General features: G+C 68.6%; 9 protein-coding genes and 1 tRNA gene. 6 read left to right on the forward strand and 4 right to left on the reverse strand.

Going from position 1 to position 14,582, the window contains the following annotated elements; genetic code table 11:
* Positions 1-94: 94 nt before the first annotated feature.
* Positions 95-751, forward strand: coding sequence for a M48 metallopeptidase family protein (locus BM355_RS02015; RefSeq protein WP_091693504.1), 657 nt, complete (start codon positions 95-97; stop codon positions 749-751).
* A 33-nt stretch (positions 752-784) separates the two neighbouring features.
* On the opposite strand, the gene BM355_RS02020 is transcribed toward BM355_RS02015, so the two are convergent.
* Positions 785-2,290 carry a zinc-dependent metalloprotease gene (locus BM355_RS02020; protein ID WP_091693508.1) on the reverse strand — a complete coding sequence of 502 codons (1,506 nt, stop codon included), beginning with the start codon at positions 2,288-2,290 and terminating at the stop codon, positions 785-787.
* A gap of 202 nt (positions 2,291-2,492) precedes the next feature.
* On the opposite strand from BM355_RS02020, the gene BM355_RS02025 reads away from it, so the two are divergent.
* From BM355_RS02025 to BM355_RS02035, 3 genes are all read left to right on the forward strand, one after another.
* Positions 2,493-3,626 carry a YlbL family protein gene (locus tag BM355_RS02025; RefSeq protein WP_091693512.1) on the forward strand — a complete coding sequence of 378 codons (1,134 nt, stop codon included), beginning with the start codon at positions 2,493-2,495 and terminating at the stop codon, positions 3,624-3,626.
* Positions 3,627-3,936: 310 nt separating this feature from the next.
* A complete protein-coding gene (locus tag BM355_RS02030) occupies positions 3,937-6,882 on the forward strand; it encodes a UPF0182 family membrane protein (RefSeq protein ID WP_091693516.1) in 2,946 nt (981 codons plus the stop codon).
* A 111-nt stretch (positions 6,883-6,993) separates the two neighbouring features.
* Positions 6,994-7,067 (forward strand) — tRNA-Met (locus BM355_RS02035).
* A gap of 170 nt (positions 7,068-7,237) precedes the next feature.
* On the opposite strand, the gene BM355_RS02040 is transcribed toward BM355_RS02035, so the two are convergent.
* Both BM355_RS02040 and BM355_RS02045 read right to left on the reverse strand, forming a co-directional pair.
* Positions 7,238-8,044: a PspA/IM30 family protein gene (locus tag BM355_RS02040; RefSeq protein ID WP_091693519.1), complete on the reverse strand. Its 807-nt coding sequence runs from the start codon at positions 8,042-8,044 to the stop codon at positions 7,238-7,240.
* Positions 8,045-8,190: 146 nt separating this feature from the next.
* On the reverse strand, positions 8,191-10,338 hold the full coding sequence (locus BM355_RS02045; RefSeq protein WP_245760529.1) for a TPM domain-containing protein: 2,148 nt from the start codon (positions 10,336-10,338) through the stop codon (positions 8,191-8,193).
* Between the two features lie 261 nt (positions 10,339-10,599).
* On the opposite strand from BM355_RS02045, the gene BM355_RS02050 reads away from it, so the two are divergent.
* On the forward strand, positions 10,600-12,114 hold the full coding sequence (locus BM355_RS02050; RefSeq protein WP_091693522.1) for a S1C family serine protease: 1,515 nt from the start codon (positions 10,600-10,602) through the stop codon (positions 12,112-12,114).
* Positions 12,115-12,187: 73 nt separating this feature from the next.
* Positions 12,188-12,955, forward strand: a complete 768-nt coding sequence (locus tag BM355_RS02055) for a PIG-L deacetylase family protein (RefSeq protein ID WP_091693955.1) — start codon at positions 12,188-12,190, stop codon at positions 12,953-12,955.
* 20 nt (positions 12,956-12,975) lie between these two features.
* Here the strand turns inward: BM355_RS02055 and BM355_RS02060 are convergent, their stop codons facing one another.
* The gene (locus BM355_RS02060) at positions 12,976-14,559 is read right to left on the reverse strand and encodes an anti-sigma factor domain-containing protein (protein ID WP_091693525.1); all 1,584 of its coding nucleotides are present in this window, start codon (positions 14,557-14,559) and stop codon (positions 12,976-12,978) included.
* Between the last annotated feature and the right edge of the window lie 23 nt (positions 14,560-14,582).

Consider the following 14,582-nt stretch of genomic DNA (forward strand, 5'->3'; position numbering starts at 1 on the left):
ACATCGTGTCAGGGGCGACGACCATGGTGCGGTGCCTGTCCACAGGGTGGGGACAAGGTCCTCGGGTGGACGGTGGCGGCGGCACAATGGAGGCATGACACCCGCTGCCCGGCCCGGAGGATCCCGCCGATCGCACCGCCCTGCCCGCTCCGCCGGACCGACGGTGCGCGAGAGCGTGGACGTGGAGGTGCGGGGCACTCCTGTCCGGGTGGTCCGGTCATCCAAGCGCACCAAGACCGTCTCGGCGGCCTGGCGTGAGGGGCGCCTGCAGGTGAACCTGCCCTGGGGGCTGTCCGAGCAGGCCGAACAGGACTGGGTGGACCGCATGCTGACCAAGGTCCAGGCTAACCCCGCCTCCCGTCCCGGGGCGAACCAGGACCTGCTGCAGCGTGCTCTCCGGCTGGCGCACACCCACCTGGACGGTGAGGTCCAGCCCACCGAGGTGGTCTGGTCCACCCGGCAGCAGCACCGGTGGGGATCCTGCACCCCCAGCACCGGTCGGATCCGCATCTCCTCCGAACTGGCCGAGATGCCGGACTGGGTGTTGGACGCGGTGATCGTGCACGAGCTCACCCACCTCAAGCACACGGGCCACACCCGTGCCTTCCATGAGATGGCCGGGCGCTACCCCCGCCAGGCCGAGGCGATGGCCTTCCTGGCCGGCGTCACTTACGCCCGGGGGCGGGGCGGAGCCGGGGCAGCAGCTGGCCAGAACGAGGTCGACCAGGTCCCGGAGGACCTGGTCGACTGATCAGCAGCGGTGGGGAGCCCACCTGCGGGGCACTCAGCCCTGCGGTGACGTGCCACCCTGGGGGCCGTCGTCGTACCCGCCCTCCAACAGGCGGCGCAGCTCGTCGTCCATGGACTGCGAGGCCTTCTCCTGCTCCTCGCGGCGAGCGAAGTATCCGGAGGGGTCGTCCAGGTCCTCCGCGGTGGGCTGCAGGCTCGGATCGCTCCAGATGGCGTCCCGGTACTCGGTGCCCTTCTCCCGTCCGATCAGCTCCCACAGGGTGGCCGCCTCGCGGAGTCGGCGCGGGCGCAGGTCCAGGCCGACCAGGGTGCCGAAGGCGTGCTCTGCAGGACCACCCGAGGCGCGGCGGCGGTTGATGGTCTCGCGCAGGGCCGCGTTGGACTCCAGCGGCTTCGCCGCCTCGGTGACCACCACATCCACCCAGCCCTCGATCAGGGCCAGGGTGAGCTCGAGGCGCTCCAGGGCGGCCTTCTGCGGCCCGGTCGGCTCGGGGATGAACATGCCGCCGGAGAGGGCCTCCTGCATGGACTCCGGGTTCATGGGGTCCACCGAGCGCGCGGCTTCCTCGATCCCGGCGACGTCGATGTGGATGCCGCTGGCGTATTGCTCGATCGCGGCGCGCAGATCCCGTTCGAGCCAGGAGGACCGCATGAACAGACGCATCCGGGCGGCCTCACGCAGGGCCAGGTAGATCCGGATCTGATCGTCCGGGACCTGCAGGCCGTCCCCGAACTCCTCGATGTTCACCGGCACCATGGCCAGGCGATGGCCGGCCACGGGGAACATCGAGTCGGTGCCGGAGAGGACCTCCTGGGACAGGGCGCCGATGGCCGATCCCAGCTGCAGGCCGAAGACCGTGCCGCCCATGTTCTGCAGCATCGGCCCCAGCCCGCCCAGCATGCCGCGCATCTCCTCGGGCACCTGGTCCGGGAGCTGTTCGCTCAGGGCACGGCTCATGGCCTCGGCCATGGCCACGGCGACGGGCTCGGTCATGGCACGCCAGTTGTCCATGGTGGCCTCGACCCACTCGGCGCGAGACCAGGCCACTCCCAGGATTCCTGGGGACTCGATCTCGGTGACACCGTCCAGCCAGAGCTCGGCCAGGCGCAGCGCCTCCTCGATCTCCCGGCGGGCGAAGGTGCCCACCGAGGGGTCCTGCCCGGCGCTGGCCTGACGTGCGGCCTGGCGGGCCAACGACCAGTTCACCGGGCCGTCCTCCGGCGAAGACTGCATCATCGCCTGGAACTGCTGCATCATCTGACCCATCATCTCCGGGTTCATCATGGAGGGGTCGAAGGGCAGGCCGCCGGGCATCCCCGGCATGCCGCCCTGGCCGCCGGCACCGGGCATCGAGGAGCCCGGCACGCCGGTGAACCCGGCGCCCGGTCCGCCCATCTCACCCAGTGCGCGGCGCAGCTCCTCAGGGTCCGGGGCGTTGCCGCCGAACATCTTGCGGAGCATCTCGGCGAGTGGATCCTCGCCTGCGCCCTCGTCGGAGCTGCCGGATCCAGAGCCAGGTCGGTTCGGGGGAGTCGTCATGTCCACCAGGGTAGTGGCGTGCCCTGGACGTGTCCCGAGTGGGCTGGGAGGTTCGCTGTGGGCACAGGCGAGCGGCCGTCGTCGGGACGTGGCCTGTCCAGCCCGTAGAATGGAGGGCAGACCTCTCCGCCCCGTGCATTGCCCACGCGTGCCTCATGCTGCGGAGTCGATCGTGAACAGCTGAGCAGACAGGTGCCCTGACGTGCCGCAGACCGGACACCCGCCGACGCCCTCGACGAGCGTGCCCGAAGATCGCGGTCCCCTCGGCACGGCTTCAGACCAGCATCGTCCCGAGCGCAGGCTGCGCCGACTGACCACAGCAGCGGGAGCGGTCGCAGGCCTGCTGGTGCTCACCGCTGTGGCCCTGCCCAGCCCCTACATCACCGAGTCTCCCGGCCCCACCTTCAACACCATCGGTGACTTCGACGGCTCACCGGTCATCACCGTGGACGGCGCCGAGACCTACCCCACGGAGGGCCGGCTCGACCTGACCACCGTCTACGTCTCCGGGGCGCCCACCGGATGGACCACCTTCGCGGAGGTCGCCCAGGCGTGGGTGGATCCGACGATCGCGCTGATGCCGCAGGAGGTGGTGTACCCCTCCGGGACCACCTCGGAGCAGGTGGACCAGCAGAACTCGCAGGCCATGGCCACCTCGCAGAGCTGGGCCGTGGCCGCAGCACTGGAGGAGCTGGGGATCGAATACCGCCAGGAGCTGTTCGTCGCCGGCTTCACACCGGAGACCCATGCGCAGGACCTGCTGCGGCCCGAGGACCAGCTGATCAGTGCCGACGGCCAGGAAGTCACCGGGCTGCAGGGACTCAAGCGCCGGCTGAACGAGTCCGGCGGGGAGCCGGTGGAACTGGGCATCATCCGGGACGGGCGCCAGATGACCGTGCAGATCCCCGTGTACCCCGGGCCGAACGAGACCTGGCTGATCGGTGTCTACCTGGACTCAGCCTTCGACTTCCCCCTGGACGTCTCCATCACCCTGGAGAACGTGGGCGGCCCCAGCGCCGGCATGATGTTCGCCCTCGGGCTGGTGGATGAGCTGACGCCCGGCGCCATGACCGGCGGGCGGCACATCGCCGGGACGGGCACCATCGACCCAGACGGGACCGTGGGGCCGATCGGCGGGATCGTGCAGAAGGTCTCCGGAGCCGCAGACGCCGGTGCTGAGGCCTTCCTGACCCCTGCTGAACACTGCGCTGAGCTGACAGGACGGGTGCCGGAGGGCATCACCGTCTACTCGGTCTCCAACCTGGGACAGGCACGGCAGGTCGTCGAAGACCTGGGGCAGGACCGGGAGCCGGAGGGCGCCCAGACATGCGGATGACAGAACGACCACAGAACGACCACACGCAGGACAAGACGGGCCGCTGGCTCGCAGATGAGGTAACAACGTGAGTTTCGGACAGGGATTCGGAGGGCTGTTCGGCGGCCCGGAGGACGGGCGGGGCGGAACGCCCGGCTCAGGGGGCCGCGATGGCGGGGCTCCCGGCGGACCAGGCGGTCCCGGCAACTGGTTCGGCGGCCAAGGACCAGCAGGGCCAGGGAACGGTGGACCGGGACGTCCCGGTGGTCCCCAGCGGCATGACGGGAGCTCGTCCTCCGGACCGCGGCGGCCCGGGCGACCGTCGGCACTGATGCTGACGATCATCATCGTCGCTGCCCTGGTGGCACTGTTCGTGCTGTTCTCCGGCGTGTACACCGAAATCCTCTGGTTCAACCAGATCGGGTACTCCGAGGTGTTCTGGACCGAGCACATCACCCGAGCCGTCCTCTTCGTGATCGGCGCGCTGGTGATGGGCGGAGCCACCTGGGCGGCCATGTGGCTGGCCTGGCGCTCCCGGCCCAAGAACCTGGGCGACCGCACGAGGGACACCTTGGCGCAGTATCAGCAGCAGCTCGAGCCGATCCGCCGTCTGGTGTTCATCGGCGTCCCGGCACTGCTGGCCTTCTTCGCCGGTTCGGCTGCGATGAGTGCCTGGCAGGATGTGCTGCTGTTCCTGAACCAGGTTCCCTACGGCAAGGTCGACCCCGAGTTCGGGATGGACTTCAGCTTCTACATGGCAACCCTGCCGATGCTCGGCATCCTGGTGGGCTACCTGATCTCCGTGGTGCTCATCGCTGGCATCGCCGGTCTGCTGGTGCACTACCTGTACGGATCCATCCGTGTGGAGGAGCGCGGCGGGATCACTGTGGAGAAGGGCGCCCGCATCCACCTGGGCGTCTTCGCAGCACTGTTCCTGATCCTGCAGGGCGCCAACTACTGGCTGGACCGCTACCGGACCCTGCAGTCCCAGTCGGGCCAGTGGGCCGGTGCCCTGTACACCGACGTGCACGCCGTGATCCCCACGAGCACCATCCTCGCCGTCGCCGCCGTGCTGGTGGCGATCCTGTTCGTGGTCACGATCATCACCGGCCGCTGGCGGATCTCGCTGATCGGCACCGTGGTGCTGATCATCGGTGCCATCGTGGCCGGTGGCGCCTACCCATTCGCCATCCAGGAGTGGCAGGTCAAGCCCTCGGAGCAGACTCGCGAGGCCGAATACATCAAGCGCAACATCGAGCTCACCCGTGAGGCCTACGGGCTCAACGAGATCGAGAACACCCAGTACGCCGGTGAGACCGAGGCGGAAGAAGGCGGTCTGACGGGGGAGAGTACCAACACGGCGAACATCCGCCTGATGGACCCGAACCTGCTCTCGCGCACCTTCGGTCAGCTGCAGCAGTTCCGCCCGTACTACGGGTTCCCGAACACGCTGCACGTGGACCGCTATGAGGTGGACGGGGAGACCAAGGACACCATCATCGCCGCCCGTGAGGTCAACGTGGACCGTGAGTCCTCCTGGGTGAACCAGCACATCATCTACACCCACGGCTATGGCATGGTCGCCGCCGACGCCTCCGAGGTATCGGCTGGTGGACGTCCGTCCTTCCTGCTGTCCGGCATCCCCTCACGAGGTGATCTGGGATCGGACGCCGACTATGAGCCGCGCATCTACTTCGGGATGAACTCGCCGCAGTACTCCGTGGTGGGTGCTCCGGACAATGCCCCGGAACGCGAACGTGACCGACCGCAGGACGCCGACAGCACCGAGGACACGACCTACACGTTCTCCGGTGACGGCGGTCCGAGTGTAGGCAACCTGTTCAACAAGCTGGTGTACGCCATCAAGTTCGGCTCCACCGAGCTGCTGCTGTCCACGGACATCAACTCTGAGTCCCAGATCCTCTACGATCGCAACCCCGTGCAGCGCGTGGAGAAGGTCGCCCCGTACCTGACAGTGGATTCCAACTCCTACCCGGCGATCGTGGACGGGCGGATTCAGTGGATCGTGGACGCCTACACCACCTCGGATGCCTTCCCCTACTCCAAGCAGGAGCAGCTGGATTCGGCCACTCGGGACGCCCTGAACACCGATGTGGCCGCGAACCTGAGCGGCCGGGTGAACTACATCCGCAACTCGGTCAAGGCCACCGTGGATGCCTACTCCGGAGAGGTCACCCTCTACGCCTGGGAGGAGGATCCGCTGCTGCAGGCCTGGCAGAAGGTCTATCCCTCCACGCTCAAGCCGTACTCGGAGATGACTGCCGAGTTGATGGACCATGTCCGCTACCCGGAGGATATGTTCAAGGTCCAGCGTGAGCTGCTGGGTCGCTATCACGTCACCAACCCCGGTGACTTCTACGAGAACAACGACGCCTGGTCGGTGCCGGCTGACCCCACGCAGGGCAATGCCGACGTGAAGCAGCCGCCGTACTACATGTCCCTGCAGATGCCGGGCAAGGATGAGCCGGCGTTCTCGCTGACCACCACCTTCATCCCGCAGCTGCGGGAGGCCGGTACCCAGCGCAACGTGCTGTATGGGTTCCTCTCTGCCAATGGCGATGCTGGTACGGGCAAGGACGGTGAGAAGGCCGAGTCCTACGGCCACCTGCAGCTGCTTGAGCTGCCGCGGTCGACGGCGGTTCCTGGCCCCGGCCAGGCGCAGGCCAACTTCGACTCGAACGACCAGGTCTCGCGTGAGCTGAACCTGCTGCGCCAGGGCGCCTCGGACGTGATCAATGGCAACATGATCACTCTGCCGGTGGCCAACGGCATCCTGTACGTCCAGCCGGTGTACGTGCAGTCCACGGGTTCGACCTCGTACCCGACCCTGCGCAAGGTGCTGGTCTCATTCGGTGACCGGGTGGGCTTCGGCGACACGCTGCAGGAGTCCCTGGACCAGGTCTTCGGTGGAGACTCCGGTGTGGACACCGGTGAACCGCCAGCAGCACCAGGTGAAGGCGAGCCCGGGGCAGACCCGACGCCGCCGCTGGCACAGAGTGATCAGGAGCGTCTGAGTGAGGCCCTGGCTGACGCACAGTCGGCGATCGAGGCCTCAGAGACCGCCATGGCCTCGGGTGACTGGGCGGCCTACGGCGAGGCCCAGAGCCAGCTCAACGACGCACTGAGCCGGGCCACTGAGGCCGACGACGCGATCCGTGACGCCACCGGTACGCCGGATCCCGCGGCCGAGGACAGCGCCGAGGGCGAGGCTCCCACCGAGGAGGCTGCGCCGGAGGGTGAAGGCAACGACGGCTGATCGGTGAACCCTGGGTGACGCCCCGCTGAGCATCGGCTGACCGGCCGGTGACCGGCGGGGCGTCCTCGATTTGAGATCAGCGCGCGAACCTCGTATAGTCATATGAGTCGCCGCGGGGTGGAGCAGTTCGGTAGCTCGCCGGGCTCATAACCCGGAGGTCGCAAGTTCAAATCTTGCCCCCGCAACGCAGAGAGAAGACCCGGACCATGAGGTCCGGGTCTTCTTGCATGTCAGGACCAGTTTCTTCGAACACACGCCGGGGTGCCTCCGCCCCACATGAGACGGGCCCCGGCCCGGTGCGAGCAGCACCAGGGCCGGGGCCCGATCTGTGGGCAGCGTCAGCCGCCGCGGGGGATCAGCGAGCAGTCGGGGTCTCGGTCGAGGCCCCCTCGGAGTAGTCCAGCTCCATCTCGTCGGAGGCCTGTCCGGAGGTGATCGCCTGGTTTCCGGAACGGCCGCCCTTCAGCGCGGCCAGACGGGCCTCGACCTCGGTCTTCTCACCCAGGTCCTCCAAGGACTCGAACTGGGCGTCCAGGGAGGACGCGGCCAGCTCGTTCTGCCCGCGTACGCGAGCCTCCTCGCGGCGGACCTTCTCCTCGAAACGGTTGACCTCGGAGCTGGGGTCCATGATGTCGATCGACTTCACAGCATCGTGCACCGCGGACTGGGCGTGGGCGGACTTGGCACGCGCCACCAGTTCGTCGCGCTTGGAGACCAGCTCCTGGCGCTTGCCCTTCATCTGCTCCAGACCGGTCTTGAGCTTCTCCACGATCTCGGACTGCGAGGCGATGGTCGGCTCGGCGGCCTTGGCCTGACGCTCAGCGTCCATCTGACGCTCGATGGCGACTTTGGCCAGGTTGTCGAACTTGTCCGCGGAGGCGGTGTCGCCCTGGGTGCGGAACTCGTCGGCCTTCTGGGAGGCGGCCAGAGCCTTCTGGCCCCAGCTCTTGGCGGCGTCGATGTCCTCGTTGTAGTCGTCCTGGATCATCCGCAGGTTGCCGATGGTCTGGGCGACGGCCGCCTCCGCCTCAGAGATGTTGTTCGTGTAGTCGCGGACCATCTGGTCCAGCATCTTCTGGGGATCCTCCGCCTTGTCCAGCATGGCGTTGATGTTGGCCTTGGCCAGGGTTGCGATGCGGCCGAAAATGGACTGCTTGACCATGGATGTCGCCTTTCGATCTGATCCTTGTGACCACCGGATGCTCCGGTCGCCGTTCTTCTCCCGCCCCCGGTTCCGGGAAGAGGGTCCTGAGGTGATGAGACCTCAGAGTCTGTGGGGTGATCTCCGGGTGGAGACCACCGGGTCTGTCAGAAGCTTCCTCCGGCGATGTCGCCGAATCCGCCGAAGTCGCCCCCGCCGAGGCCACCGCCGCCGAATCCGCCGAATCCGCCGCCGCCCCAGTCGCTGTGGTCTGAGCGGCCGCCGAGGACGCTGTCGATGAGGATGCCGCCGAGGATGGCGCCTCCCAGGCCTCCGCCGAAGCTGCCGCCGAATCCGCCACCGCCTCGGCGGGTGTAGCCTCCGCCGCCGAAGCCGCCACCACCGTAGCCGCCCCAGTCGTCCAGGTCCTGCTGGGCCATCCGGCTGGCACGTTCAGCCAGCGCACCGGCCTGCCGGGCCATGTTCAGTGCCGTCACCGGGTCGGAACCGGACAGCTGCACGGCCTGCTGCAGGGTGCGGTCGGCCTCGGCGAGCTTGGTGCGGGCCTGGCTGCCCACGGCGCCACGGCGAGCCGCGATGTAGTCCTGCGTGCCGTCGATCTGTGCCTGGGCCTGCAGGATGGCCTGCTGCAGCTGGGCGGCGGCACGACGGCTCTGCTCCTGCTGGTCGCGGATGCCGCCGAGCTGAGCGTCCAACTGACGATGGGCGTTCTCCAGGTCATGCAGCAGGTCGATGGGATCGGGCTTGCCACTGGCCATGCCGGTCTGGACCGAGCGCAGGGCCTGCTCCACACCGGCGATCGGCCCGGCCAGCTCGGGATGCTGTCCGGCGTTGACCAGGGCTTGGGCCTGCGCCAGGTCCTGCGCGGTCTGCCGCACACCTGTGGTGACGTTCTGCATGGTCCGGTCCAGGTGATCGCTGGCCTTGCCCACGGCCTCCACCAGGGTGGTGACCTGGGCTGCTGCCTCTTCCCCGGCTCGAATGGCCAGAGCGGCGGTGGACAGGTCCGAGGCCTCCAGCGACTGCCGCGCCTTGGCGACCGCCGAGGAGATGAACTCCAGGCGCTCCCGTGCATCGGAGGCGTTGTCATTGACCTCCACCAGCGCGCTGTCCGCGTAGCGGGCGTGCAGGTCGACCAGACGTCGTTCCGCCTCGTTGACCGGCTGGGCCAGCTCGCCGGCCCGCTGCTCCAGGGCCGTCAACGCCGCCGGGGCGTTCTTCTCCAGGTCGCGCAGCTCGTTGAACTCCTGCTGGTGTTCGGACAGCGAGGCTCCCACGGCTTCGCACCGGGCGATGATGTCCTTGAGCCAGGCCCGCTGCTGCTCCTCGGTGTCCGGGATGTGGTCATCGAGCTGATGCTGGAGCTTGAAGGACTCCATCATGTGCGCCTTGGCCGCCTCGATGTCCGACCGGAAGGTCGTCACCGAGTCGTCACCGTAGGCGGCCATGGCGAAGCCGAGCTCCTGCTCAGAGGACTTGATGGCATCATCCGCCGCGACCAGCATGGAGCCGGCCTTGTTGCGCAGATCCTCCACGGACATCGCATCCAGCGGATCCTGGGGTCCCTGCGCGGATTCCACGGAGCGTCCCCGAGAGCTGTCCTTGCCCTTCCTCTTCCGGCTGGCCAGAGCGACGCCGCCGCCCACCAGGGCCGCGGTGACCAGCCCTCCGGCGACCCATCCGCCAGCCCCGGTGTCACCGGAGCCGGTCTGCTCTCGCGACGCGCCGCCGTCGTTGGCTCCAGACCCGGAACCGGAGCCGAGGGCGCCGGTGGAGGCGGCCAGCACACCCTCGACCGCGGCGGACCCGGCCGCCGCCCAGTCATCCTCCCCGCGGGCCGGCAGGGCCGGGAAGACATAGTCCTGGATGATGTCGTCCTCGAAGACCTCGATGCTGTTGGCGTCATGCGCGGCGTAACGCACTTGGCGCTCGGCCACATCGATCACCATCATCGAATCGGACTGGCTGAGCCCCTTCTGGCGTGCCACGGCCGTGATCCACTGGTCCAGGGGCGCATTGGTGCCGTCCACGTACACCACGAACAGGCTCTGGCCCTCCTCGCGCCGCAGCTGGGCGATCTCCTCCTCGAGCTGGGTCTCCTCCAGGGCGGTGAGGACCTGGGCCTCGTCCACCACGAACACGCCCGGCGGGATCTCCACGGGAGCCGCCGCCTGGGCGGAGGAGGCCATCGTCAGACCTGCGCCCACGGTCACGGCAGAGCCGACCAGGGCTCCGGCAGTGAGCACCGCAGGGGAGAGGCGGACGGGCTGCCAGCTGTGAGAGGTCGCGGTCATCGATCACCCTTCGTGGCCCGGAGGCCGTTCGTGGCCGTCCAGGCCATAGCGTTCATTGGCAGTCTAGGGTGGCTCCGGGGGCGCACGCCACGGAATCGGGTGCGCCACCGGCGAACGGACGGCTCGCCCTGGAGATTCCCGACGGCGACCAGGAACCACCCAGCCAGCGCTCAGTCAGTGTTCGTTCAACGTCCAGCAGGGTGCACCATCATGGTGGGGCGCCTTCGGCGTGAGCAGGTGACGAGGCAGGAGATAAACACGATGTCAGATCCGTACGACCAGCAGTCCCGTGACGAGTCCACGGGAGGAGGGATCCCTCCTCGTCCGCACACCCCGCCGGCAGGGGCCCCGCACGCTGGTCCGGCCTCCGTCTCGGCCTCGCGAGAGCCCTCGGCGCAGACCCAGCAGTTCGGAGCCCTCGGCCCGGACGGCGCACACCCTGAGGCCACGCATGGACCTCATCCTGGCGTGACCGGTGCCGGCCAGGAGGTGCGCTCAGGACGCCGGACCGTGGGCGTGGGTGCCCTGGTGGCCGGCATGCTCCTGGCAGGACTGGCCGGCGGTGGTGTGGCCGCCGGTGTCAATGCCGCCCTGGACGACGGGCCGGGAACCGTGGAGCCGACTCAACAGGTCCAGCAGGGCACCGGCCTGGACATCAACCGCAGCGAGGACGCCACCGCCGTGACCGCGGCTGCCGCGAAGGCCGCCCCCTCGGTGGTCACGCTCTCCGTGACGAACGGCCAGGGCGCCGGGTCCGGTTCCGGCGTGATCCTGGACGATCAGGGGCACATCCTCACCAACACCCATGTGGTCACCATGGGCGGCCAGGCGCCGGACCCGAACATCACAGTGCAGACGGCCGATGGCCAGATCTACGCGGCGGAGATCGTGGGGCTGGACCCCGACTCGGACCTCGCCGTGGTCAAGATCGACGCTCAGGGGCTGACCCCCATCGAGATGGGCTCCTCAGGAGAGCTGAACGTCGGAGACCGGGCGATCGCCATCGGCGCGCCCCTGGGACTGACCGGGACCGTCACCGACGGGATCGTCTCCACCCTGGACCGCACCATCTCCGTGGCCTCCTCAGCCGTCCCGGAGGACAACGGCCAGTCCGGGCCGGGCGGCCCCGGTGAGTTCGAGTTCCGCATCCCGGGCATGCCCCAGCAGCGCTCCCAGGGTTCCATCTACATCAACGTGATCCAGACCGATGCGGCCATCAACCCGGGCAACTCCGGCGGCGCGCTGCTCGACGCCCAGGGACGGCTGATCGGCATCAACGTGGCCATCGCCTCCGCCGGGGGAGCCTCCGGCGAGGCCGGGAACATCGGCGTGGGCTTCTCCATCCCCGTGGACTACGCCCAGCGCGTGGCGAAGGACCTGATCGAGCACGGGGAAGCCACGCATGGACTGCTCGGCGTGACGGTCACGGCCCAGCCGGCCGTACCGGAGGGGCAGTCCCAGCCGAGCCCCGACGCCGAACAGGGCCCAGCCCAGCAGCAGGGTCCCGGCGGTGCCGCCTCAGGAGGATTCAGTGCCGGTGCCCTGGTGCGCGACGTCGTGCCCGGATCCCCGGCAGAGGACGCCGGCCTGCAGCAGGGTGATGTGATCACCGGCGTGGAGGGCCGCTCGGTCAGGGACAGCCGGTCCCTGACGGCGATCGTCAAGGAGTACCCGGAGGGTGGGACCGCCACCGTGCACTACCTGCGCGACGGACAGGAGCAGTCAGCTGAGGTGACCTTCGCCTCAGGGACCGCGCAGCAGCAGGGCGATGAGTGAGTGACACTCGGGGTGGCGGTATGGTCCCTCTGTGGCTACCGAGACTGTGATCGTGAATCCTGATGCGCCCCTGATGACCCCCGCCGAGGCAGCCGAACGCTTCGGCTGGCGTCGTGTCCTGGCATTCGGTGCCCACCCGGATGACCTGGACTTCGGCGCCGCCGCCACCGTTGCCGGACTGTCCCGGGCGGGAGTGGAGGTCACCTACTGCGTGATGACCGACGGCGACGCCGGTGGCTTCGATGCCCACACCCACGACACCATCATCGAGCGGCGCCACCAGGAGCAGCGTGATGCCGCCGCCCACCTGGGTGTGAGCGACGTGGAGTTCATGGGGGAGCGGGACGGGTACCTCGAGCCCAACCACCGCGTGCAGTCCCAGGTCGTGGCCCTGATGCGCCGGCACCGTCCGGATCTGGTGATCGGCATGCACCCGGAACGGGACTGGACCCGGCTGCAGCGCTCCCACCCGGACCACCTGGCCGCCGGTGAGGCGGTGGTGCGTGCGAGCTACCCGGCCGTGGAGAACCCGTTCGCCTACCCTGAGCTGCTCGATCAGGGCCTGGAGCCGTTCCATCTGCGCTGGCTGCTGCTCTTCGGCGGTCCTCACATCCACCACAACCTGTTCCTGGACGTCACCGGCCACGAGCAGGACAAGCTCGCCGCGCTGCGTCATCACCTCTCCCAGCACCCGGACGTGGCTCGCATGGAGGAGTTCGTGTTGGGGACCATGTCAGAGCTGCACCGCGGTGCAGCCGCACCCACGGACGAGTCCGTCCGCTACGCCGAGGCGTTCCATCTGGTGGAGGTCAACGCCGCCGACACCATCAGCGGATTCTGAGACGGCCCCTGCTCCGGAGATCAGTCGGACCCCTCGGCCGGCGTGCTGTTCGGCGCGGAGGGAGTGCTGTTGGGGTGCCCGCCGTACTGCAGTCCCCGGGTGACCTGATGCACCAGGTCCAGGCTGCCCAGCGCCTGGGTGGTGGGGGCCTCGGATCCTCCGTCCGGCTCCACGGTCACCGTCAGGTCCTGGTAGCCGGAGAGTCCACGGAAGGTCACCGGATCCTGGAGATCGTCCAACCCGTAGGTGCCCAGACTGGCCGGCGAGGACCCGTCGGCCGGGTGCAGCCACAGCTGGTACTCATGCCCAGCGCCGGGATCGGGCATGCCGGAGAAAGTCACATACGCCATGTCCCGCTCCTTGGAGACATGCCCCTGCATCACTCCGCCGTCGGTCAGCTGGTAGTCCTGGGTGGTGAAGGAGTCCTCCGCCCGATCCACCGTGGCCACCACATCTGGTCCCACGATCAGCCGCCACACCATGAACAGGCCGAGCGCCAGCACCAGCAGACCGGCCACCACCAGCATCCACTTCTTCAGGGGGCGGTTCTTCTCCGGGGTCGGACCCTCCTGGTCCTTCGGTGCAGACGGACCGAGCCCATCCACCAGCCCCATGCCCACGTCCTGGGCCGGCAGGCGCAGCAGCAGATCTTCCAACAGGTCCGACGGCGGCTCCGTCGCCTGGGATTTGAAGGCCCAGGTGACGGTGCGCCGCGCCGTCTCCAGGCGAGCCCGCCACAGGGTGGCGTTCTCCGGGCCCTGCCGGTCCACGGCCCCTTCGAGGGCGAACAGCTCATCACGGTCCAGGGCGTCCAGGGCTGCCACATCCGCCAGCTCGCGGCCCAGGCCGTTCTCCACGTCCTGGGCCAGGTCCAGGGTGAAGTTCCGGGTGCGTCCCGTCCGGGCGGCGATCTCCGGGGTGACCGCGCGCATCATGACCGGGTCCTGCTCCTGAACACGGCCCAGGAACTTCTCCTGGTAGCGGTGCGAGATGCGCTGGACGGCGTCACGCAGTCGGGACTTGACCGTGGGAACGGCCACGCCGAGCTCTTCTGCCACCTGGCGGTAGGTGCGTCCGCCTGACCAGGCTGCGTCCAGTGCGGCGAACTGCGCCGGGGTCAATGCCTCCAGGGGGCCCAGCTGTTCACGTTCGCCCAACGGGGCCGGTCCGGCACGGTCCGGCAGTAGCCCGTCCCCGACGCCCGGCAGGGAGTCATGGCGCAGCAACGAGGTCATGGTCTGGTGGGCCAGCACCTGCAGCCAGCTGAGCACTGCCCGGTGACGTGCTGCGGGGGTGTCGTCGTCGAACTGCGGTTCCCCGGCCTGCTCCCACACCTGCAGGTAGGTCAGGGCGGTGGCCTCGAAGGCGTCTGAGTCTGAGGCGAACATCGTGCTCGCCAGTCCGTAGACCCAGGGCGCCGTGGAGTCATAGAACGCGGCGAAGGAGGCCTGATCGCCTTCGGCGGCCAGTGTCAGCAGCTCGTCCAGCCCCGGAAGATCGCCGTATGCGGAGGCACCTGTGCGCTGATGCTGGGCGGTGCCGGCCGTCGTCGGGACGCCAGCAGAGGAGGAGGATCCGGGGCCACCGGGAGTGCGCTTGTCCATGGTCTCTCCAGGATAGGAAGAAG

Source organism: Micrococcus terreus (genome assembly GCF_900116905.1).
Taxonomy (GTDB): domain Bacteria; phylum Actinomycetota; class Actinomycetes; order Actinomycetales; family Micrococcaceae; genus Citricoccus; species Citricoccus terreus.

Bases quoted from the DNA above. Each gene is read 5' to 3' on its own strand.
- BM355_RS02020 (WP_091693508.1), bottom strand. From the start codon at position 2,290: ATGACGACTCCCCCGAACCGACCTGGCTCTGGATCCGGCAGCTCCGAC.
- BM355_RS02055 (WP_091693955.1), top strand. From the start codon at position 12,188: ATGACCCCCGCCGAGGCAGCCGAACGCTTCGGCTGGCGTCGTGTCCTG.
- BM355_RS02045 (WP_245760529.1), bottom strand. From the start codon at position 10,338: ATGACCGCGACCTCTCACAGCTGGCAGCCCGTCCGCCTCTCCCCTGCG.
- BM355_RS02015 (WP_091693504.1), top strand. From the start codon at position 95: ATGACACCCGCTGCCCGGCCCGGAGGATCCCGCCGATCGCACCGCCCT.
- BM355_RS02030 (WP_091693516.1), top strand. From the start codon at position 3,937: ATGCTGACGATCATCATCGTCGCTGCCCTGGTGGCACTGTTCGTGCTG.
- BM355_RS02050 (WP_091693522.1), top strand. From the start codon at position 10,600: ATGTCAGATCCGTACGACCAGCAGTCCCGTGACGAGTCCACGGGAGGA.
- BM355_RS02040 (WP_091693519.1), bottom strand. From the start codon at position 8,044: ATGGTCAAGCAGTCCATTTTCGGCCGCATCGCAACCCTGGCCAAGGCC.
- BM355_RS02060 (WP_091693525.1), bottom strand. From the start codon at position 14,559: ATGGACAAGCGCACTCCCGGTGGCCCCGGATCCTCCTCCTCTGCTGGC.